This window comes from Nocardiopsis sp. Huas11 (assembly GCF_003634495.1).
In the GTDB taxonomy this organism is placed as follows: domain Bacteria; phylum Actinomycetota; class Actinomycetes; order Streptosporangiales; family Streptosporangiaceae; genus Nocardiopsis.
This window is the reverse complement of record NZ_RBKY01000001.1, coordinates 3,596,795-3,618,314: the sequence shown is the minus strand read 5'-3', so window position 1 is coordinate 3,618,314 and position 21,520 is coordinate 3,596,795. Positions and strand designations below refer to the sequence as shown.

Annotated in this window: 17 protein-coding genes; 8 read left to right on the top strand and 9 right to left on the bottom strand. The window is 71.0% G+C overall.

The window, feature by feature from the left end; translation table 11 throughout:
- Positions 1-4: 4 nt before the first annotated feature.
- From ehuB to ectA, 4 genes are all read right to left on the bottom strand, one after another.
- Positions 5-856, bottom strand: coding sequence for an ectoine/hydroxyectoine ABC transporter substrate-binding protein EhuB (gene ehuB, locus DFP74_RS16595; protein ID WP_121182547.1), 852 nt, complete (start codon positions 854-856; stop codon positions 5-7).
- Between the two features lie 645 nt (positions 857-1,501).
- A complete protein-coding gene (locus DFP74_RS16590) occupies positions 1,502-1,918 on the bottom strand; it encodes an ectoine synthase (protein ID WP_121182545.1) in 417 nt (138 codons plus the stop codon).
- A gap of 139 nt (positions 1,919-2,057) precedes the next feature.
- Positions 2,058-3,323 carry a diaminobutyrate--2-oxoglutarate transaminase gene (ectB, locus tag DFP74_RS16585; protein WP_121182543.1) on the bottom strand — a complete coding sequence of 422 codons (1,266 nt, stop codon included), beginning with the start codon at positions 3,321-3,323 and terminating at the stop codon, positions 2,058-2,060.
- A 90-nt stretch (positions 3,324-3,413) separates the two neighbouring features.
- Positions 3,414-3,884 (bottom strand): diaminobutyrate acetyltransferase, encoded by a 471-nt coding sequence (ectA, locus tag DFP74_RS16580; protein WP_233571346.1) that lies wholly within the window; start codon positions 3,882-3,884, stop codon positions 3,414-3,416.
- Between the two features lie 842 nt (positions 3,885-4,726).
- On the opposite strand from ectA, the gene DFP74_RS16575 reads away from it, so the two are divergent.
- The 3 genes from DFP74_RS16575 to DFP74_RS16565 all read left to right on the top strand — a co-directional run bounded on the left by DFP74_RS16575 (position 4,727) and on the right by DFP74_RS16565 (position 6,536).
- Entirely contained in the window at positions 4,727-4,990 is a 264-nt protein-coding gene (locus tag DFP74_RS16575) for a WhiB family transcriptional regulator (RefSeq protein ID WP_053616404.1), read from the top strand.
- Positions 4,991-5,265: 275 nt separating this feature from the next.
- Entirely contained in the window at positions 5,266-5,853 is a 588-nt protein-coding gene (locus DFP74_RS16570; RefSeq protein ID WP_370013388.1) for a copper resistance protein, read from the top strand.
- A 68-nt stretch (positions 5,854-5,921) separates the two neighbouring features.
- Positions 5,922-6,536 carry a copper resistance CopC family protein gene (locus DFP74_RS16565; protein ID WP_233571005.1) on the top strand — a complete coding sequence of 205 codons (615 nt, stop codon included), beginning with the start codon at positions 5,922-5,924 and terminating at the stop codon, positions 6,534-6,536.
- A gap of 96 nt (positions 6,537-6,632) precedes the next feature.
- Here the strand turns inward: DFP74_RS16565 and DFP74_RS16560 are convergent, their stop codons facing one another.
- Positions 6,633-7,394 (bottom strand): PP2C family serine/threonine-protein phosphatase, encoded by a 762-nt coding sequence (locus DFP74_RS16560; protein ID WP_121182539.1) that lies wholly within the window; start codon positions 7,392-7,394, stop codon positions 6,633-6,635.
- A gap of 815 nt (positions 7,395-8,209) precedes the next feature.
- On the opposite strand from DFP74_RS16560, the gene DFP74_RS16555 reads away from it, so the two are divergent.
- From DFP74_RS16555 to DFP74_RS16540, 4 genes are all read left to right on the top strand, one after another.
- Complete coding sequence (locus DFP74_RS16555) at positions 8,210-9,487, top strand: glycosyltransferase (protein WP_121182538.1); 1,278 nt, start codon at positions 8,210-8,212, stop codon at positions 9,485-9,487.
- Positions 9,488-9,636: 149 nt separating this feature from the next.
- Entirely contained in the window at positions 9,637-10,557 is a 921-nt protein-coding gene (locus tag DFP74_RS16550) for an anti-sigma factor RsbA family regulatory protein (protein ID WP_121182536.1), read from the top strand.
- A gap of 116 nt (positions 10,558-10,673) precedes the next feature.
- A complete protein-coding gene (locus DFP74_RS16545) occupies positions 10,674-11,705 on the top strand; it encodes an RNA ligase family protein (protein WP_121182534.1) in 1,032 nt (343 codons plus the stop codon).
- 263 nt (positions 11,706-11,968) lie between these two features.
- Complete coding sequence (locus DFP74_RS16540) at positions 11,969-13,237, top strand: aminotransferase class I/II-fold pyridoxal phosphate-dependent enzyme (protein WP_121182533.1); 1,269 nt, start codon at positions 11,969-11,971, stop codon at positions 13,235-13,237.
- A gap of 130 nt (positions 13,238-13,367) precedes the next feature.
- On the opposite strand, the gene DFP74_RS16535 is transcribed toward DFP74_RS16540, so the two are convergent.
- Together DFP74_RS16535 and DFP74_RS16530 are read right to left on the bottom strand one after the other, a co-directional pair.
- On the bottom strand, positions 13,368-13,730 hold the full coding sequence (locus tag DFP74_RS16535) for an STAS domain-containing protein (protein WP_121182531.1): 363 nt from the start codon (positions 13,728-13,730) through the stop codon (positions 13,368-13,370).
- Positions 13,731-13,822: 92 nt separating this feature from the next.
- A complete protein-coding gene (locus tag DFP74_RS16530) occupies positions 13,823-14,596 on the bottom strand; it encodes an ANTAR domain-containing response regulator (RefSeq protein ID WP_121182529.1) in 774 nt (257 codons plus the stop codon).
- A gap of 296 nt (positions 14,597-14,892) precedes the next feature.
- Between DFP74_RS16530 and DFP74_RS16525 the strand changes: the two genes are divergently transcribed.
- Positions 14,893-16,065 (top strand): GAF domain-containing protein, encoded by a 1,173-nt coding sequence (locus DFP74_RS16525; protein ID WP_121182527.1) that lies wholly within the window; start codon positions 14,893-14,895, stop codon positions 16,063-16,065.
- Here the strand turns inward: DFP74_RS16525 and DFP74_RS16520 are convergent.
- Positions 16,062-16,700, bottom strand: a complete 639-nt coding sequence (locus DFP74_RS16520; protein ID WP_121182525.1) for a two-component system response regulator — start codon at positions 16,698-16,700, stop codon at positions 16,062-16,064. The two genes, DFP74_RS16525 and DFP74_RS16520, sit on opposite strands and share 4 nt — an antisense overlap.
- Positions 16,701-17,052: 352 nt before the next feature.
- Positions 17,053-21,405 (bottom strand): HAMP domain-containing protein, encoded by a 4,353-nt coding sequence (locus DFP74_RS16510; RefSeq protein WP_121182521.1) that lies wholly within the window; start codon positions 21,403-21,405, stop codon positions 17,053-17,055.
- Positions 21,406-21,520: the final 115 nt, after the last annotated feature.

Below are 21,520 nucleotides of genomic sequence, written 5' to 3'. Positions count from 1 at the left end.
TTGATCAGGCCTCGCAGAGCTGGGCGGTGGTGGTGTCGTCGGGCAGGTCGGCCTCGGTGAAGCCCCACTCCTCGCCCAGCTCCAGCAGGCGGCCGTTCTCCTTGAACTCCGCGATCACCCGGTTGACCTCCTCGAGGAGTTCGGTGTCCTCCTGTCGGAAGGCCAGACCGCCCCAGCCGCGCTCCTCCTTGCCGTCGATCTCGGGGAAGAAGGCCTCGGTGACCTCGAAGGGGCCGCCGCGGTCCAGGAGCAGGTAGGTGTGCGACACGCTCAGCATGGACATCGCGTGGACACGGCCCGACTCCAGGAGCTCGTACCCGGTGGTCTGGTCCGGGATGAGCTCCATCTGGTCCGCGGGGACCTCGAAGTACTCGGCGTAGGTCTGCTCGACCGAGCCGTTGAGGACCGCCAGCTTCAGGTCGGAGTTCTCGGCGAAGTCCGTGAAGTGCTGGATGTTCTCCGGGTTGCCCTCCTCGACCATGAACGCCTCGGGCGAGGTGGCGGTGGGCTCGGAGAAGGCGACCTGCTCGCAGCGGTCGGGCGTGATGAACATGCCGGCCGCGATGAGGTCGAACCGGTTGGCCTGCAGGCCGGGGATCAGACCGTCCCAGGCCACGGGCGAGGCCTGGATCTCGGGGACGCCCAGTTCCTCGAAGACGGCCTGGGCGACGGCCGGGGACTGTCCGGCCGGCTCACCGGAGCCGTCGATGAAGCCGAACGGGATCTCGTTGGCCAGACCGACCGCGACGAAGCCCTGCTCCCGCAGGCGGTCGAGGAGGCCGGGCCCGCCCTCTTCGCCGCCACCGCCGCTGTCGACCCGGCTACAGGCCGCCAGACCTGCGGTGGCCAGTCCCACTCCACCCAGTCGGAGTGCGTCTCGGCGGCCCCAGGTTCCTCGCTTGACCGCTGGTACCTGCTTCTTCACGACTGCTCCTCGAAAAAAATCGCGGGAGCGACGTCGCTGCCCGAGGTCGGGGCCACGACGCCGCGCATTCGGATGGTGGGACGCCGGAGGCCGGCGAACCGCGGCGCGGTGCCACGGGTGCCGTCCGTCGACCGGAACACGGGCCGACGGCACTGGTACGGGATCTCCCTCCCCTACGGCACCCTGCGCTAACAGGACATGTTTGGTCCGTTATGCACTGGTTATGCATGGCTGACCATCGGGTTACCCCCCGTTTGCCCAGCTCCAGGCGCACCACCTGCACCTTGTGACCCTGGGTTCCGGACGCGGTCACCCTGGGGTTCGTGACCGCGGACACACGCGAGGACGGGACGGGGACACGCACCCGGCCACCCGGCGCCCGCCGGATCACTACCCACAGTGACCGTAACACCACGTCGACCGGCAGGGGCGCCGCACGAAAAGACCGGGCCACCACCCACGGTGATGACCCGGCCCACTCGTCGCCCACCATCGCTCGGTGGAGACGCTGCGCGAAAAGGGACCGGGCCGCCGGCCTCAGCGGAGGCCCTCGGCCCGATCCCCCTCACGTTCCGGTCAGGCGACCGTCGTCGACTCGTCCTCGGTCTGCTCGACGATGAGCGGGTAGACACCGTTCTCGTCGTGGACCTCGCGCCCGGTGACGGGCGGGTTGAACACGCACAGCACGCGGAAGTCCGTCTTCGGGCGGACCGTGTGCTTCTCGTGACCGTTGAGCAGGTAGAGGGTGCCCGGGGTGATGATGTGCTTCTCCCCCGTCTCCTCGTTGGTCAGCTCGGCCTCACCCTCGATGCAGTGCACGAGCTCGATGTGGTTGGCATACCACATCGTCGTCTCGGTGCCCGCGTAGAGGACGGTCTCGTGGAAGGAGAACCCCACGCCCTCCTTGGCGAGGATGACCCGACGGCTGCGCCAGTTTCCGTGCCTGATGTCGCGCTCGGTGTCGTTGACCTCGTCCAGACTGCGAACGATCACTGCTGTCTCCTTCTGCGCGGGTGTGCGCCGTGAGTCCGTAACTGTGCTGGTGTAACAAGGGGCGGGGCCGATCGGCATCCCGTGGTCCACGGTGTGCCGACCGGCCCCGCCACCGAAAGGTGGAGCGGTCCCGCGTGCCCTAGGCGGGCTGGGCCACCTTGACGGCCGCGCGAGCGGCGTCCGCCATGATGTCCAGTCCGGCCGTGAGCTCCTCCTCCGTCGCGGTCAGCGGCGGCAGGAGCTTGGCGACCTCGTCCTCGGGACCGGAGGTCTCCAGGAGCAGCCCCCGGTCGAAGGACTCGGCGGCGAGGCGTTTGGCGATCCCAGTGTCCTCGAAAGCCAGACCGCGTGCCAGTCCGCGACCGCGAACGTGCGCTCCGACCTCGGGGAACTCGGCGGCCATCTCGCCCAGACGGGCGGCGACCATGTCGCCCTTGGCCTTGGTCGCGCTCGCGAACGTGTCGTCGGTCCAGAACTGGCGCAGAGCCTCGGTGCCGGTGACCATGGCGGGGTTGAAGCCCCGGAAGGTGCCGTTGTGCTCGCCCGGCTCCCACACGTCCAGCTCGCGCTTGAACAGGGTGAGCGCCATGGGCAGACCGTAACCGCTGATGGACTTCGACAGCGTGACGATGTCCGGGGTGATCCCGGCCTCCTCGAAACTGAAGAAGTCGCCGGTGCGGCCGCAGCCCATCTGGATGTCGTCGACGATCATGAGCATGTCGTACTCGCGGCAGACCTCGGAGAGGCCGCGCAGCCAGCTGGCGCTGGCGACGTTGATGCCGCCCTCGCCCTGGATCGCCTCGACGATGACGGCGGCGGGCTTGTCCAGGCCGGACCCGCTGTCCTCCAGCAGGGTGCGCAGCCACAGGAAGTCCGGCGTCTGGCCGTCGAGGTAGTTGTCGAACGGCATCGTGGCGACGTGGTCCAGCGGAACACCGGCGCCACCGCGCTTCATCGAGTTGCCGGTGACGGCCAGGGCGCCCAGCGTCATGCCGTGGAAGCCGTTGGTGAAGTTGATGATGGTCTCGCGACCGGTGTACTTGCGCGCCAGCTTCAGCGCGGCCTCGACGGCGTTGTTACCCGCCGGCCCGGGGAACTGGACCTTGTAGTCCAGACCGCGCGGTTTGAGGACGATCTCCTCGAAGGTTTTCAGGAAGTCCCGTTTGCCGACGCTGTAGGCGTCGAGGCTGTGGACGATGCGATCGTCGGTCAGGTACTCGACGAGCTTGGTCTTCAGCCGCGGGTTGTTGTGCCCGTAGTTGAGGGAGCCCGCCCCGGCGAAGAAGTCGAGATAGGGCTTGCCGGTCTCGTCGTAGACATGGCTGCCGACGGCCTTGTCGAAGACGACCGGCCAGTTGCGGCAGTATCCGCGAACTTCGGATTCGAGGCGCTGGAAGGTCTCCATCGTGTGTTCCTTGGTTCCTTTCCCCAGGTTCGTGGGCTCGTGGCTTTGACGACGGGGTGGGTCAGGATCGATCGATCCGGTGCGGATGGTTCAGTCACGCCCTTGGCTCGTCCGCGGCCCGAACGGGCCGATGCGAACGAGGTCCTCGGGTTCGTGCGGCGCGTCGCCTCCGGCGGGGAAGTGCTCCGCACCGAAGAGTGGGCTCCACACGGCTTCGACGCCGCGATCACGGGCGAACGACGCGAACAGCGCGCGGGACGCGGCGTTGTCCGGCGTGACGGTCGCTTCGAGGTGAGTCATACCCCGTTCGGTGATGCTGTCGCCGATGAAGTCGAGCATCCGGCGGGCCAGCCGCTGTCCGCGGTACGCGGAGTCGACGGCGACCTGCCAGAGGAAGTAGGTGTCCGGGTCGTCGGGACGGACGTATCCGGTGACGTAGGCGGCGACACGGCCGTCGGCGTCCTTGGCCACGACACTGCTGGCCGCGAAGTCCCTGCACCAGAGTGTGTAGGCGTACGGGGAGTTGACGTCCATTCCCGTCGCCCCCGCCAGCCGCCACATGTGCGGACCGTCCTCCACGGACGGGTGCGACAGGCGCACGCCTCCATGGCCCGCGGCCCCTGTGGTCTCGGAGCGCTCGGCTCCGGCGTCAGTGTGATCGCGTGCTTGGAGATTCGTTCGTTGATGTGGCACGTCGATCGAACATAGCGAACGAAGGTCAATGGGAATTCAGGGAGATTCCGCGCAGATGTTTCAGCACACCCGCATCGGGTATGGCTTGTTCATTTAGCAGCGGGGCGAGCCTGTGACCTGGGCATTCGCGCGGGGTCACCACCCCGTCCGCACACCGGTCGACGCCGTCCCCAACAGGGGCTTCGCCACCTTCGCCGGGGGCCTCCAGCGGGCCGTGCCTCCCAGGTCCGGCCATGGCGCCCGATGGCCGTCAAGGTCAAACATAGAGCCTGAACGAGCAATATTAAGCGTGCATTAAGTCACATCAACTCGGTGGAAACCTCGCGACATAAAGCCCAAGTCGGGTCGATCCGCACGTCACGCGACACAACGCCACCGCCGCCGCCACCGCCGTGCCCTGCGCATCCCCTTGTGGGACCGGCTTTCGCGACATGACCGACTCCTGGGCGACACGTGGCCCTCGATTGACCCACGCGTGGGCAGAACGGGTCCGACGGCCGCCGACGCCCTTGATGAATCGGAGATTTTGACGCAGACTCTGTGTAGTACGACCTCATGTAGTACTACACTTGGTCGCATCGCGTCGCCGCAGTCCAGCCTGGGTCGATCACCTCTGGCCGGTGACGGGAGCGCGAGCTCGATGACCCCGCCGTGGGAGACACGGTGCGGGCCACTGGCCACGGACCACAAGCCACGGATCGGAGGCGCCCGTGAACCGCCTGTACCACGAGAGCGAGGACTGGGTCGAGCAGGGCAACTGCCGTTCGTACGACCCTGAGATCTTCTTTCCGGTGAGCAGCACCGGGATCGGGCGCGTCGACACTGAGCAGGCCGTCGCCGTCTGCCGCAGCTGTACTGTTCGCCAAGAGTGCCTGCGGTGGGCCCTGAGGGCCGGAGAGGCGCATGGCGTCTGGGGTGGCACCACCCCCGAGCAGCGCCGCTACATGCGGCGCGAACTGGTTCCGGCCTCCTGAGGCGTCGGTCGGGGCGTGAGCCCAGGGCGTGTTCGGTGGGTGCCGCCCGTCGCGAGCGGCGTTCCAGTGGTGGCCTCGCAAGGCCGAAGAAGGAGTCAGGGTGGTTCCCCTGTCGACTGATGAGAACACAGCGTGGGCGCCGCTGGAACGCCGTGCAGCAGGGTGAGCACCCGCCGAACACGCCCTGGGCCGTCGGGAACGCGGACGACCGCGCCCGGCGGCCCTTCCGTGTTCGTGCCTTGCGACCGGCCGCGGCACCGCTTAGGTTCGATCCCGTGTCCCCCACCATCGCCCCGGCGCACGGCCTGCTGCGGCTGGTGCGCACGGCGTTCCTCGCCGGAGCGTGCACCGGACTGAGCTGGGCCGGGCACCAGCTGTGGGCGGACACGCAGGCGAGCGGGGGCGGCTTCCTCCTCGCCACGGCGCTCCTCACGCCCGTGCTGTGGCACTTCACCCGGATCATGCGCGGTTTCGGCGACGTCTTCGCCGTGCTGGCCTCGGTGCAGATCGTGCTCCACCTGGCCCTGCAGGGGGCGGGCGGCCCGGGATCGGCGTTCGCCGGCACCGACCACTCGGCCCACGGGCTGCTCACCCACACGCTCGGTCTCTCCCCCGGCATGCTCCTGGCCCACCTGTGGGCCGCGCTCCTGGCCTCGGCACTGCTCGCGCACGGCGAGTCGGCCCTGTGGTTCCTGTGCGTGCTGCTGGGACGCGCGCTGCCGCCGCTGCTGCGTGTGCCGCGTCTGGCCCCGGGCGCGTGGGCGCCGGCGCCGATGGCGTCGGCCGCCGTCGGTCCGCGCTGGGCCCCGGTCCTGGCGCTCGGCCCCCGGGGGCCTCCCGGTTCGCCCCTCCCCACCCCCTGAGGACCCGGACCGCGCGCATCGGCGCCGCGGACCGGGCGCGAACCGCATCCCGACGCTGAGAGAAGACCATGACCATCCTGCGCAGCGCGGCCTCGGCCGCCCTGATCCCCTTCACCGCGGCCGCCCTCGTCCTGGCGTCCGCTCCGGCCATGGCGCACGACGTCCTGACCGGCTCCTCGCCGGAGGACGGCGACACCCTGGACACCGTCCCCGAGGAGGTCGTGCTGACCTTTAACAACGCGCCGATGGAGAGCGCCGAGGCCAGCGCCATCGTGGTGACCGGCCCCGACGGCGAGGAGTACCAGGACGGCGCCCTGGTGTTCGACGGCACCGACGTGTCGGTCGCGCTCCTGCCGATCGTGGAGAGCGGCGCCTACACCCTCGCCTTCCAGGTCGTCTCGTCCGACGGCCACCCCATCCAGGACTCGCTGGAGTTCACGGTCTCCGAGGAGGCGGCCGCCGCCGCGGCTCCGGAGGAGACCGAGGAGCCCGCCGAGGACGAGGCACCGGCCGACGAGGCCGACGAGGAGGCCGCCGACCCGTCGCCGGCCGCGTCGTCCGAGGCCGACGAGGGCGGACCGTCCATGGCCGCGCTGGTGGTCATCGGCGTCGTCGCGCTCGCCGGGATCGGCGCGGTCGTGCTGGTGGCCGTCCGCCTGCGCAACCGTCCCGGACAGTCCTGACGCTCGAACACGCGCCGCCGCCGGGCGGCGGCACCGCGGACGACGCGAAGGCCCGGACACGTCACCGTGTCCGGGCCTTCGCGTGGTCGGGTGCGGTCAGACGCGCCGGGCCAACAGGATGCTGATGTTGTCCTTGCCGCCCGCCTCCATGGCGGCCTGCCACAGGGCGTGGACGGCGGCCTCGTCGCTGCCCGCCTCGGCGATCATCCGCTCCATCTCCTCGGGCAGCACCAGGTCCGACAGGCCGTCGCTGCACATGAGCCACGCGCTGGGGTCCGCGGCCTCGTCGCGCCCCACGTGCGGCACCATCGTGCCGCCGGAGCTGCCGCCCAGGGACTGGGTGATGAAGTTGGTGGTGACGGGACGCCCGTCCTCCGACGGCGGCAGCGCCGGGGAGTCGTCCTCGGAGAGCTGGCGCAGGCGCCGGCCCTCCAGGCGGTAGGTGCGCGAGTCGCCGACGTTGAACCAGAAGTTGCCGTCGTTGTTGAGCAGGACTCCGGCGACCGTGGTCCCCATCCCGGAGAACTCGGTGTGCTGGGTGGCGTGGTCCTTGATCTCCTCGTCGATGTTGCTCAGCAGCTGGGCGATCTCCTCCGGACCGTTCAGCCGCGGCCCCATCTCGGCCATCCGGTGCACCGCGTGCTCCGAGGCGATCTCGCCCGCGGCCTGACCACCGATGCCGTCGGCGACGGCGAGGATGACGGGCTCGCCCACCGGCAGGACGCAGCGGACCGGCGACGTCATGTTCGCACTGGCCACGGTCAGGGCACCCATGACGACGGCGTCCTCGTTGGCGGGGCGGATAGCGCCCCGGTGCGTGAGGGCCGTGACAATGACTTCCCCACCAGCGACACCCATACGCCCTTCCTCCCGTTTCGTCGGCCGTGGCCGGTCGCCCGGCACGTGCGGCCGGACCTTGGTCGAGTCCCGTTCAACGTCTGGATTCTGTAACCGTACCGAGCCACCGCGCAGGAGTCGGTCAAAATCCGCGTACATCATGGCGGAAAACGCCCGGATACGCAGTTCCGGGCCCACTTCCGACCATCGAAAGCGCTGTGTCGGGCATGTGCGGAGCGCCCATGACGGTCCCGCGTTCGGGACTGACACTAGCGGTGTTGGAACCGAGCCGACAGTGCCCGCCACAAGGTGGGACGAACACGCGGGCTCCGGAGTTCTCGGGTCTTTTCGGACGACACGAAGGACCTTCGTCCCGTGTCGGTCACCGGCACGGCGTTGTCGCGCTCCCGAGCGTCTGGCAGAATAGGACCCGTTGGGTGTCTAAGACGCAGACACACACGACCGCCCCCGCGCGCGGCCCTTCGGCCCGGCGGTGGTCTCGGTGCTCTCCTCGACCGGTCGTTTGGTGTGGTCTTCTTGCGTCTTCCCGATCTTCCCCGTCTCCTTCCGCCTCCGGGCCGCCGTGCGCGCTGTGCGCGCACGGTCCTCAGTGCTGCCCTGCGTTCGCCGCCCGGCGCCGCGCCCGCCCCCCGAGGCCCCGCACCCCCTCCCTGACCGCGACCCCTCCTCCCTTCCGCCGCGCCCCCGCCCCGCGGCGTCCCCACGTCGGAGAGCGCCGCCGACCCGTTCCACCCGCAAGGACTCCGTCCCCGCTCAGGAGTCCCTTCGGGCCCACCCACGACGGACACCGTGAAGTGTCCAAGGAGTCCAGTCCAGTGAAGATCGCCATGGTCGCCGAACACGCCAACCCCCTTCCCGCCCACCGCGGTGAGCCGGCCTGCCCCGCGAGCCTGCACGTGTGCGCCCTGTCCCGACAGCTCGCCAAACGCGGCCACAAGGTCACCGTGTACGCGCGGCGCAGTTCTCCGGAGCAGCCGGAGGGCCGGACCCGGATGGCACGCGGCGTCTCCGTCACCTACCTCGACGCGGGGCCGGAGCGGCCGCTCACCGACGACGAGCAGGCCGAGCACACCGGCGCGTTCGGCACCGCACTGTCCCGCGTCCTGGACGAGGACGCCCCGGACGTGCTGCACGCCGTCGGCTGGACCAGCGGTCTGGCCGCCCTGCACGCGCAGGCGCACACCGGACGCGAGCAGGGCGCGACGCCCATCGTCCAGACCTTCCACTCGCTCAACGCCAGCGAGCAGCGCTCCGGGCTCGCCCACCGGCCCGACCGCGCCCGGATGGAGTCGGTCCTGGCCTCCCGTGTGGACCACGTCCTGGTCAACTCCACCGACCAGCAGGGCGAGCTCGCCCGGCTCGGGGTCTCGCGCCGACAGGTCAGCGTGGTCCCCTTCGGTGTGGACACCGACCACTTCAGCGTCGAGGGCAGCGCCTCGACCGAGCACTGGCAGTCGCGCCGCGAGGAGCGGCCCCGCCTGGTGTCGGTCACGTCCCTGACCGAGGCGGGCGGCGCCGACCGCCTCGTGGAGGCCATGACCCGGCTCCCCGAGGCCGAGCTGCTGCTCGTCTCCACCGCCGACGACCTCGACGTCGCCCTGGACGAGAACGCCCGGCGCGTGGAGCTGCTGGCCAAGGAGGCCGGGGTGGACGACCGCGTCCACCTGACCGGCCCCGTGGACCGCAAGGAGCTGCCCCGCCTGCTCCGCTCCGCGGACGTCTACGTCTCCGCCGCCTCCTACGACCCCTACGGCGGCGCCGTCCTGGAGGCCATGGCCTGCGGACTGCCCGTCGTGGCGACCGCCACCGGCGCGGTCCCCGGCGCCGTCCTGCACCGCACCAGCGGCGTGCTGATCCGCTTCGGACGCCCGGAGGAGGTCGCGCGCGCCGTCCGCGCGGTGCTGCACACGCCCACTATGAGCTCCGCCTACGGCATCGCCGCGGTCGACCGCGCCCGCTCCCGGTTCACCTGGCAGCGCATCGCCATCGAGACCGAGCTCGCCTACCAGCGGTCCCGCCCCCAGCCGTCCGTGCACGAGGACGACGAGGAGGACGAGGTGGACGGTCTCCTGCTGTCCGGAGCCTCCCACTGAACCGTGTCAGAGCAGGATCCGCGTACGCGTTCCCGGTCCCGGGGCATCGTTTCCCCGGGACCGGGAACAGTACGGGTACACCCCAGACGTCGGAGGGACCGCCGAGTCGCCGAGGCGTCCCCGTGCACAGCGCAGCTCATCACCAAGCGATGACCTTCGATCACCAGGGACTGCTCTTCCGCCGCGACCGGCAGTTCCATGAGGTGGCCCGAGAGCGGCTCCGCTCCGCGCTACGCGAAAACGCCCACACCGTCCTGGCCGTGGGCGACCGGCACGTCGCCGAGGTGACCGACGGTCTGGAGCCCGCGGAGCGCGCGAGCGTGCACGTGACGGCCCCCGGGAGCCTCTACGACGCCCCGGGGCGGACACTGGCCGCGTTGCACCGCCTGGCGTTCACGCACGGCCCCGCGCCCGTGGTGGTGGTCGCCGAGCCCCCGCTGCCGACCGGGACCTCCCTGGAGTTCCGCGAGTGGATGCGCCTGGAGTCCGTGCTGTGCACCGCCCTGGCGCCGATGCGGCTGCGCCTGCTGTGCGTCCACGACGACCGCGGCCTGCCGCCGCGCGTCAGGGCCGCGGTCCGCGCGACCCATCCGGTGCTGGTCGGCCCGGAGGGCCCCGCCGCCAATCCGGGCTACCTGGGCACGGAGGCCTTCGGCTCCCGGCCGGTCGCGCCCGAGCCGCTGCCCGTCACCGGGCCGGTCCACCACCTGGACATCGGGATGTCGCTGCCGAGGCTGCGGCGCGAGCTGACGGCGCTGGGCGCGGCCGTGGGCCTGCCGGAGGACCGTGTGGACAGCCTGGTCGTGGCCGTGAACGAACTGGCCGCCAACGTGCTGGAGCACGGGGCCGGCAAGGGCACGGTGAGCGTCTGGCGCGCCCCGGGGCGGTGGGTGTGCGACGTGTTCGACGAGGGCGGCGGTCTCGTGGACCCGCTCACCGGCTACCGCCCGGCCGACACCATGCGCCCGCGCGGGTACGGCCTGTGGATCACCCGCCAGAGCTGCGACTTCCTGGAGATCTGCGGCGACGCCGACGGCTCGCTGGTGCGCCTGCACTTCCTGGACGGCTGACCCGGAATGCCGGCGCTTCGACGACCCGCCGCCGCGGCCGGCCCGGTCGCGGCCGGACACCGGACCTCCGCGGGAAATCCGTTGCCCGACGGCGGACCCGCGCCCATACTCCCCCCATGCCCGACACAGCTTCCCGGGGTCCCGTACTGCGGCCCTACCCCAAGATCTCCGAGCGCCTCCGGCTCGACGCGTCAGGCGGGCAGGAGTGGATCGCGCTGGAGAAGGTGCACGGTGCGCACTTCGCCGTGGTCTGCGACCGCGGCGGCCCCCGGCCGGCCAAGCGGCGGGAACCGCTGGAGGACGACGCGTTGGACGGCTTCTTCGGTGTCAGCCGGATCTGGCCGGCGCTCGCGGTGTCCGCGGCCCGGTTCGCGTCGCGGCTGCGGGAGACCGAGGGCGGCGCCACCGTGGTGACGATCTACGGTGAGCTGGCCGGCGGGTGCTACCCGCACCCGGACGTCCCCGCCGTTCCCGGGGCCGAGCCGGTGCAGACCGGCGTGTGGTACGCCCCGGACCTGCGCTGGTTGCCGTTCGACGCCTCGGTCGAGACCTCCGCGGGCCGCTGGTGGATCAGCGACCGCTCCCTGCGCGCCGGCGCCGCCGCGGCCGGCCTCACCTGCGCGCCCGCTCTGGCTCGGGGACCCCTGCACCGGGTCGAGGCGCTCCCCCGCACCTTCCCCACCCGAGTCCCGGCCCTGTTCGGGCTGCCCGCGCTGGAGGACAACCTGGCCGAGGGCTACGTGCTCCGGCCGGCCGGACGGTGGCGGCAGGACGGAGCCGGGCGCCCGCAGGCGAAGGTGAAGCAGAAGGCCTTCGCCGAGGACGAGCGCTTCGACGGCTCGCGCCCGTTCCTGCCGCCACCGCAGGGCGCGGCCGGGATCCCGGACTGGCTCCTGGTCCAGGCGTCGGCCCTGCTCACCCCGGCCCGGGCGGCCGCCGCGGTGAGCAAGACCGGCCCCCGCGCCCCCGTGGACGCCGTGGTGCAGGAGATCACCCGGGACGTGGCGGAGGAGGTCGCCGAGGCGTTGGGCGGTCTGGAGGCCGGCCTCCTGGGCGTCCTGGAACGGGCTCTGCGGTCCGGAGCGCACTCTCTGGCGGTGTTCGACGCCGCGGACCGCCGGGCGGGTCCCCGGTCCGATGGCGGCTGAGACCCGCCCTCGTTCCCGCCCGGACCGGCCGCGGACGCCGACCACCCGGCCACGCCACCCCGCGTCCCTCGGTATCCTCGGCAAACGTCCGTCGACCCGCTTCCAGGACCCGAAGAGTTCCGCCAGGGGCGCACGGGGTTCCGCAGGAGGATCTGTCGCCGCAGCAAGTGACGGCCAAGGCGCGGCGACGGCCCGGAATCCCTCCGCGCCCCGACCCCCGTCGCGAGCCCGCGAGCGCGCGAAGAACACAGGAGGAAAACACGATGACCACCCAGCTGAGCGATGACTCCCTGCCCGGGCTCCTCGACCTGGCGCGGCGCGACTACAAGGACCTCGCCGGCCAGGGCCTCAAGCTCGACCTGACCCGCGGCAAGCCCGCGCCCGAGCAGCTCGACCTGTCCGAGGAGCTGCTCGACCTGCCCGGCGGGCACACCGCCGCCGACGGCACCGACACGCGCAACTACGGCGGTCTGCGCGGTCTGCCCGAGCTCCGCGCGATCTTCGCCGACGTCCTGCAGGTCCCGGCCGACCAGCTGCTGGCCGGGGGCAACTCCAGCCTGGAGATGATGCACGACTGCCTGGTGCACGCGCTGCTGAGCGTCCTGCCCGGCGCCGAGTCGCGCTGGGTCGACCAGGACCGCCTCGTGTTCCTGTGCCCGGTGCCCGGCTACGACCGCCACTTCGCGCTGTGCGAGCGGTTCGGCATCGAGATGGTCGCGGTCCCCATGAACGAGTCCGGCCCCGACATGGACGTCGTGGAGCGCCTGGTCGCCGAGGACCCGGCGGTCAAGGGCATCTGGTGCGTGCCGAAGTACAGCAACCCCAGCGGCGTCAGCTACAGCGACGAGACCGTGGCGCGGCTGGCCCGGATGGAGACCGCCGCCCCCGACTTCCGGATCTTCTGGGACAACGCCTACGCCGCGCACCACCTCACGGACGAGCCCGTCGAGATCGCCGACCTCCTGGCCGCGTGCGCCGAGAGCGGCAACCCGGACCGCGCGTTCGTGTTCGGCTCCACCTCCAAGATCACCTTCGCCGGTGCGGGCGTCGGCTTCTTCGGCTCCTCCGCGGCCAACGTCGACTGGCTGGTGGCCAACAACTCCAAGCGCTCCATCGGCCCCGACAAGGTCAACCAGCTCCGCCACGTCGAGCTCCTGCGCGACGCCGAGGGCGTGCGCGCGCACATGGAGCGCCAGCGCGCGCTGCTGGCGCCCAAGTTCGCGGCCGTCCAGCGGATCCTGACCGAGGAGCTCGGCGGCACCGGTCTGGCCACGTGGACCGACCCCGAGGGCGGGTACTTCGTCACCCTGGAGGTCGTCGAGGGCTGCGCCGGGGAGGTCGTGCGCCGTGCGGCCGAAGCGGGCATCAAGCTGACCCCGGCCGGGGCGACGCACCCCTACGGCGACGACCCGCGCGACGCCACGATCCGCATCGCGCCCAGCTTCCCGGGCCTGGCCGAGCTGGAGCGGGCGATGCGCGGCCTCACGGTGTGCGTGCGCCTGGTCGGCTACGAGAAGGCCGCCGGCGCCTGATCAGGCGATGATCGCGGGGGCGCGTGCCGGGACCACCGGGGCGCGCCCCTTCGCGCGTGGGCACGCACGCGGGCTAGCCGGGCCGCGGCCCAGAAACGGGAGGCGGGAGCGGGAGCGGGAGCCCCCTCGTTCAGGCCTGGGCGCCGCTCTGGTCGCACAAAGAGGCCACGGCGGCGCCGGTGCTCGGCAGGATCGGGATGACCTGGTCGATGCCGGCGATCACGAACAGCCGGTTCACCTGCTGCTGGGGTTCGGCGACCACCAGGCCCAGGCCCTGGTCGCGAGCGTGGCGGAAGGCCGCGACGAGCACGCCGATACAGCGGGAGTCGCAGAAGGCGACCTTGGCGAGGTCCACGACCACGCCCACGGGGATCTCCTGGAGGACGCCCTCCAGGACGTCGGCCAGGGCGGGGGAGGTCACCGCGTCCATTTCCCCCACGGGGGTGACCACGACGACGCCATCCTCGCGGCGGGTCGAGATGTCTGTCGTCACGCTCGGTTCTCCTTGTCGACGGACGGCCCCTGGTCACATCATGGCGGCCAAGGGTCACGCTGGGGACTCGTCACGCAGGGTTGGCCGTCCGTTCACCGCCGGTCCGACCCGGGACGGCGCATCCTCTGCTGCGGTCCGGTGTTCTCTGACACGAGGTCGCGGGCCACGTCCACGACCTTCTTCCGGTTGCGCTGGGCCACCTCCCGCAGCGCGGTGAAGGCGGCGTCGGCGTCGCAGCCGCGGGCGTGCATGATGATCCCCTTGGCCTGGTCGATGACGGTGCGCGCGGACATGGCCCGGCGCATGTGCGCGGTCTCGCGCGCCGCGTCGGCCTGTCGGCCCACGTTGTGCAGGGCGGCGGCGGCGTGCTCGGCGAGCAGCGCCGTCAGCGGCACCACGACGTCCTCGTCGAAGGCGTCGGCCCGCGAGGAGTGGACGCCGAACGTGACGACGCGTCCGTCGCCCGGGCCCTCGCCCGGCAACGCGCTCGGCACCGTGACGGAGGAGCGGTCGCCGCACTGGACCGCCATGCTCGTGTACCGCGGCCAGCGGTGCTCGCGCAGGACGTCGCCGACCCGGACCTGGCGCATCTCCCGCACGGCCTCCACGGTCGGCCCCTGGTCACTGGTGTACTGGTGCTCCAGAGCGGTGGACAGGTCGGCGTGGGAGGCCCCGTAGTCGGCCACCACGTGCCGTACGGAGCCGTCGGGGCCCTCGACCTCGCGCCAGACGACCACGAGCGCGGCCGAGCATCCGGGCACGCCCAGGGCGGCGGCGCGGCTCATCTGGTCCAGGGCGCGTTCGAGGGTGGCGCCCTCGCTCTGCCCCAACGCGCCGATGTCGCGGGCCAGGCGTTCGATCCACACCGTACGGCCTCCTTCCGCGTCGGGGACCTCGACCGGTCTCGTCCGAGAGTGCTCCGCCCCTCGGGCCGGACGTGAATCGTATCCGGACCTTCGACCGGACGCTGCTGCTCTGCGCCGCACCGGAGCACGGCGGTGAACCCCCTGATCCCCCAGGGAGGGGCTTCGACGCGGCCTCGGGCGGCGGTCCGTGCGCGCATCCACTAGCGTCGGGTGCGGGCACCGAAGACAACGGTGTCGTAGCGCCCCGGAGCGGGTACTGCCGAAGACGCCGTCGACGAAGACCGGGAGATCCGAGCGTGTCCGAGAACCTCGCCGGACTGCAGCGCGAGACCAATGCGCTCAGTGAACGCGTCGCCGCGCTGCGCAGTACCCACGCCATGTACCCCGACGACGCCCGGGGCACGGCCGAGGCCGCGCTCGCGGAACTGGAGTACGCCGAGCGCCTGCTGTCCGACGCCGGCGCGGAACTGGCGCGGTCCTACAGCGAGCAGCCGGAGCCGCGGCGCCAGGGCGACGACGGCGACCGGGTCCTGCTGCGCGCCATGTTCGCCGAGCTCAGCGTTCCGGTGGTGCTCCTGGACCACGAGGGCTACATCCGCCGGATCAACAACGCCGGCGCCACGCAACTGGGGAGCGCGCCCGGCTACCTCACCGGCAAGCCGTTCACGCACTTCGTCGACCTGCGCAAACGCGCGGCACTGCAGTCGTGGCTGGCGTCGGTCCTGCGCGGCGGCGGGTCCACGACCGTGCAGGCGCGGCTGGCCCAGCGCGGCTGGTCCGAGGACGTGCACCTGTCCCTGACGCGCCTGGAGCTGCCCACCGAGCCGCATCCGCTCGTCCTGGTGGCGATGTCGCCGCCGATGGGCGGGGCCGACGAGGAGGGCCCCTCACCCCTGGAGCCGGAGGTGGAGGACCAGGTGGTCGTCCTGGCGGCCCGCCGGCTGGACGTGCTCACGCGGATGACCCGGCTGCTGCTGCGCAGTGCCGGACCCAGCGGCGCCGGTGAGCCCCTCGCCCTGACCGACGCGGCCGACCTGCTGGCCGACTCCTACGCCGACTGGGTGGTGGTGGACGTGTGCGACCTGCCCGGCGATCCCCACCTTGCGCGGCGCGCCGAGGTGGCGGGCCCGGCGGACGCGCCCGCGGTCCTGCGCGAGGCCGTGTCGACCGCCGCTCCGGGCGACGGCGACGTGCTCGGCGAGGTCCTGGGCCGGGGCCAGTCGCTGCTCTTCCCGCTGATCGAGGACGAGGGCGTGTTCGGGCACACCGCGTCCGGGGTGCCGATGCTGGCGGCCCTGGGCGCGGGTTCGCTGCTGTCGGTGCCGCTGCGCGGCAGCCGCGGCGTGCGCGGCGCGCTCACCCTGATCCGGCGCAGCGCCCGCGGCAGCTTCCGCCTGGCCGACCTGGGCCTCATCGAGGAGATCGGCGAGCACATCGGCCTCGCGCTGCCCCCGCGCCCGGCCGCCTAGGCCGGGCCGTGGACGGTGTCCACGAGGGTGGACAGCCGCGACACCGAGCTGTCCATCCGGCGCACGCCCTCCACCAGCGGCTGGTCGATGTCCTGGTAGTGGTTCATGACGTGGTCGCGCAGTTCGGCGAGGTCGGACTGCACCTGGCGCGAGCGCTGCGAGAGCTGCTCGGCCAGCACGCGGCCGGGCTCCCCGGTCTCCTGCCCCAGGTCGCGCTGCAAAGCCCTGGCCTGCTCGCGCATCTGCGCCTTGAGCTGGTGGAGCTCGACGAACACCTCCACCTTGGAGCGCAGCACCCAGGGATCGAACGGCTTGAGCAGGAAGTCCACGGCGCGTGAGGCGTAGCCCCGGAAGACCTGGTGCCGGTCGATCTCCTGCGCGGTGAGGAAGATGATCGGTACGTCCTTGGTCTTGTCGCGCTGCTTGATGTGCGCGGCCGTCTCGAAACCGTCCATGCCGGGCATGACCACGTCCAGCAGGATCACGGCGAAGTCCGTGCCGAGCAGGTGCTTGAGCGCCTCCTCGCCGGAGTTGGCCCGGACCAGGTTCTGGTCGAGGGACGTGAGCGCCGCCTCCAGCGCGATCAGGTTCTCGTCGCGGTCGTCGACGAGAAGGATGTTGGCCTTCTGGGTCACCGGTATATGAGGGCGGATGCCCCGGCCGTCATGCCGAGGAGGAAGCCCCTGCCTCCTTCTGGATGGTGTAGGCGTAGCCGTCAGCCCACTGCGGGAGCCGAAGGTGCTTGTCTGACGTCGTGGCGCGGCCGTGCCGGGTGGAGCCGGTGCGGCTTCCCTCCGAACGTAGTGCGACCCGGCCCGTCCAGGTCCCGGCCCGCCTCGCCGGCGCGATCGTGTCGCCGACCGGGTGGCCGGTGGCGGACGTCGCCATCGGCGTCACCTCCTCTGGTGATGGCTGGTGCCGGTCACGGGGTCCCCGGCCCGCGCGGGCCGAGGACTCCCTCCCACGAGGACGGGAGGACCCGTGACACTACTCCGTGTCTTCGTTCGGGGCGTCCGTTGCGCCATTGTGCCCGTTCGCGGCACCCGATGACGCATCGGACCGGGCCTCGTCCGCCGCCGCCCCGGCGATGGTCTCCTCCCGGCCCGCGGTGAGCCACCGCCGCATGACGTCCAGCAGGTGGTCCAGGTCGACCGGCTTGGTGACGTAGTCGGTGGCCCCCGAGGCCAGACTCCGTTCGCGGTCGCCCTGCATCGCCTTGGCGGTGAGCGAGATGATGGGCAGGTCGGCGAACTGGGGCATGTCGCGGATCTTGCGGGTGGTCTCGTTGCCGTCGAGTTCGGGCATCATCACGTCCATCAGGACGAGGGAGATGTCCTCGTTGGCCTCCAGGCGCTCGATGCCCGAGCGCCCGTTGTCGGCGTAGAGGACCTCCAGGCCCTGCGCCTCCAGCGCGCTGGTGAGCGCGAAGACGTTGCGCACGTCGTCGTCGACGATGAGCACGCGGCGTCCCGTCAGCACGGCCCTCCGTTCGGGGTCGGGTCTGGCCTCGGCGGTGTCCTGCTCCTCGCCGGTCTCGGTCGGGCCGGAGTGCGATTCGGGGCCCTTGAGCACCGGGACCGTGGGCAGCGGCTCGTTGCCGAAGTCGGTGAGCGCGGCCACGGCGGCGTCGAAGTCCTCGTCCTGCAGGTCGAAGCCGTCCCCGGCCGGCGCGCGCTCCACGGCCCGCGCCTGCGGCGCCTCGGAGACCGGGACGGGCTCCACCGGGCCGCCGGGCTCCTCGGCGCGCTCCGCCGCGTCCTCGGGCAGGCGCACCGGCAGCAGGAGCGTGAAGGTCGACCCCTGGTTGGCGACGCTCTGGACGCGGATCTCCCCGCCCAGCAGCCGGGCGAAGTTGCGGCTGATGGACAGCCCCAGCCCGGTGCCGCCGAAGCGACGGGAGGTGCCGCCGTCGCCCTGGTGGAAGGCCTCGAAGATCACCTGGAGCTTGTCCTCGGCGATCCCGATGCCGGTGTCGGCGACGGTGAACGCGATGACCTCCTCGTTCTCCACGAACATGTCGAGGTCGGCGTCGTCCAGCGCCCAGGCGGGCTCGATCATCAGGCGCACCTCGCCCTGCGGCGTGAACTTCACCGCGTTCGAGAGCAGGTTGCGCAGTATCTGCTGGAGGCGCTGCTCGTCGGTCCACAGCGTGCCCGGGATGTCCGGTGAGACGTCCACGGCGAAGGCCAGGCCCTGTTCGCCGGTGACCGGTCGGAACGTGGCCTCCACGTAGTCGACGAGCTGGGCGATGGAGACCTCGCTGGGCTGCACCTCGGCGCGCCCGGCCTCCACCTTGGACAGGTCGAGGATCTCGTCGATGAGCAGCAGCAGGTCGCTGCCGGCCTTGTGGATGGTCTGGGCGAACTCGACCTGCTTCGGGGACAGGTTCTGCTCGCCGTTGTCGGCCAGCAGCCGGGCCAGGATCAGCAGGCTGTTGAGCGGCGTGCGCAGCTCGTGCGACATGTTCGCCAGGAACTCCGACTTGTACTTGGAGGAGACCTGGAGCTGGTGGGCGCGCTCCTCCAGGGCGTTCCTGGAGCGCTGGATCTGCTGGTTCTGGAGCTCGATGGCCCGGTTCTGGTTGGCGAGCTGGGTGGCCTTCTGGCGGAGCTCGGCGTTCTTGCCGCGCAGCTCCTCCTGCTGGCGCTGGAGCTCGTTGGACCGCTCGCGCAGCTGGCTGGCCAGCTGCTGGGACTGTTCGAGCAGGTGCTCGGTGCGGTTGTTGGCCAGGATGGTGTTGATCGTGGTGCCCAGCAGCGCCACGAGCTGGCGCAGGAAGTTCTTGTGGATCTCCCGAAACTCGCTGTAGGAGGCGAACTCGATGACACCCAGCGAGCGCTCCTCGGAGACGATCGGCAGGATGTACAGGTTGCGGGGCTCGGCCTCGCCCAGGCCCGACGCGACCGTCACGTAGCCCGGCGGGATGTTGCGGATGTGCTGCTCGACCTGTTGTTGCAGCGCCTCGCCCGCGACGCCCACGCCCTTGCGGATCCGGCGGCGGCCCTCCTCGGGCTCGAAGCCGAACCCGGCGTAGAGCCGGAAGACCTCCGTGTCGTCCTGGTCCTCGGGCAGGTAGCAGGCCCCGTGCTGGGCCTCCATGAGCGGTGTCACCTCGGTCATGATGAGGCGGGCCAGCTCGTGGAGGTCGCGGTGCCCCTGGATGTGGCCGGAGATGCGGGCCAGGTTGGACTTGAGCCAGTCCGCGTCGCGCTGGTCGGCGGTGGTCTCGCGCAGGTTGGACACCATCAGGTTGAGGTTGTCCTTGAGCTGCTCCATCTCGCCGCGGGTGTCGACCTGGATGTTGCGGGTCAGGTCGCCCTTGGCCACGGCGTTGGCGACCTCGGCGATGGCGCGCACCTGGGTGGTGAGGTTGCCCGCCAGGCCGTTCACGCTGTCGGTGAGCTGCTTCCAGGTACCGGAGACGCCCTCGACCTTGGCCTGGCCGCCCAGCTGGCCCTGGCTGCCCACCTCGTGGGCCACGCGGGTGACCTCGGTGGCGAAGGCCGACAGCTGGTCGACCATGGTGTTGACCGTCGTCTTGACCTCCAGGATCTCGCCCTGGGCGTTGACGTCGATCTTCTTGGTGAGGTCGCCCGCGGCCACCGCGGTCGTGACCTCGGAGATGTTGCGCACCTGGGTGGTGAGGTTGTGCGACATCGAGTTGACGTTCTCGGTGAGGTCGTTCCAGATCCCCGACACGCCCTTGACGTCGGCACGGCCGCCGAGCTTGCCCTCGGTACCCACCTCGCGGGCCACCCGGGTGACCTCGTCGGCGAACGCGGACAGCTGGTCCACCATGACGTTGATGGTGTCCTTCAACTCCAGGATCTCGCCCTTGGCGTTGATCGTGACCTTCTTGGTCAGGTCGCCGGCCGCCACCGCGCGCGTGACCATGGAGATCTGCCGCACCTGGTAGGTGAGGTTGTTGGCCATGGAGTTGACGTTGTCGGTCAGGTCCTTCCACACGCCCGAGACGTCGCGCACGTGGGCCTGTCCGGCCAGCTTGCCCTCGGTACCCACCTCGCGGGCGACCCTGGTGACCTCGCTGGCGAAGGAGTCCAGCTGGTCGACCATCTTGTTGATGGTGTCCTTCAGGTCGAGCATCTCGCCCTGGGCGTCCACGGTGATCTTCTTGCTCAGGTCGCCCTTGGCGATCGCCGTGGTCACCTGCGAGATGTTGCGGACCTGGTAGGTGAGGCTGTTGGCCATCGAGTTGACGTTGTCGGTGAGGTCCTTCCAGATCCCCGACACGCCCTTGACGTTGGCGCGACCGCCCAGCTTGCCCTCGGTGCCGACCTCGCGCGCGACCCGCGTCACCTCGTCGGCGAAGGAGTCCAGCTGGTCCACCATCGTGTTGACGGTGTTCTTCAGGGCGAGCATCTCGCCCTGGACGTCGACCTCGACCTTGCGGGTGAGCTCACCCCGGGCCACCGCGGTCGTCACCTGTGAGATGTCGCGCACCTGGTTGGTCAGGTTGTCGGCCATCGAGTTGACGTTCTCGGTGAGGTCCTTCCAGATGCCCTGGACCCCGCGCACGTTCGCGCGACCGCCGAGCTTGCCCTCGGTGCCCACCTCGCGCGCCACTCGGGTGACCTCGTCACCGAAGGTGGAGAGCTGGTCCACCATCGTGTTGACGGTGTCCTTGAGGTTGAGCATCTCGCCCTGGACGTCGATGGTGATCTTCTTGCTCAGGTCGCCCTGGGCGATCGCCGTCGTCACCGCGGAGATGTCGCGCACCTGGTTGGTGAGGTTGTCCGCCATCGAGTTGACGTTCTCGGTGACCTCGCGCCAGGCGCCGGAGACGCCCTCGACCTTGGCGCTGCCGCCGAGCTTGCCCTCGGTCCCCACCTCGCGGGCCACGCGGGTGACCTCCTCGGTGAACCCGCTCATCTGGTCGGCCATCCGGTTCACCGTCGTGGCCAGCCGCAGCAGGTCGCCGTTGAGCTCGCCCCGGCGCCCCTCGGTGGAGGCCCTCCGGTTGAGCTGGCCCTCGGCGACGGAGTCGAGGACCTGGGCGACGTCGGTCACGGGTTCGGCGACCTCGTCGAGGAGGTCGTTCAGGGCACGCGCGCTCTTGCCCCACGCACCGCGCGCGGGGTTGACGCTGACGCGCTCGTTGAGCCGGCCCTCGTCCCGCACGACGTCGCCGACGCGTTGCAGGCCGCTGCTGAGCTGTTCACTGTGGTCGACCACCTCGTTGAAGACCGAGGCGATCTCCCTGATCGTTCCGCTGCCCCGCTTGCGCAGGCGGACGCTGAAGTCGCCGTCACGCATGCGGTACAGGGCGCGCAGAATCTCGTCGAGCTGTTCTTCGGCCACTTCCTGGACCGCCTCGGGCATCGAATCCCTCCACTGAAAGGTGTCGCTGACTTACACTAACCGCCCACGAGGTCGGGCACAGGTGGGTTGACCAAGCCGTCCCGGTCGCGCACCGCGCGTATCGTGGCAGTGACCG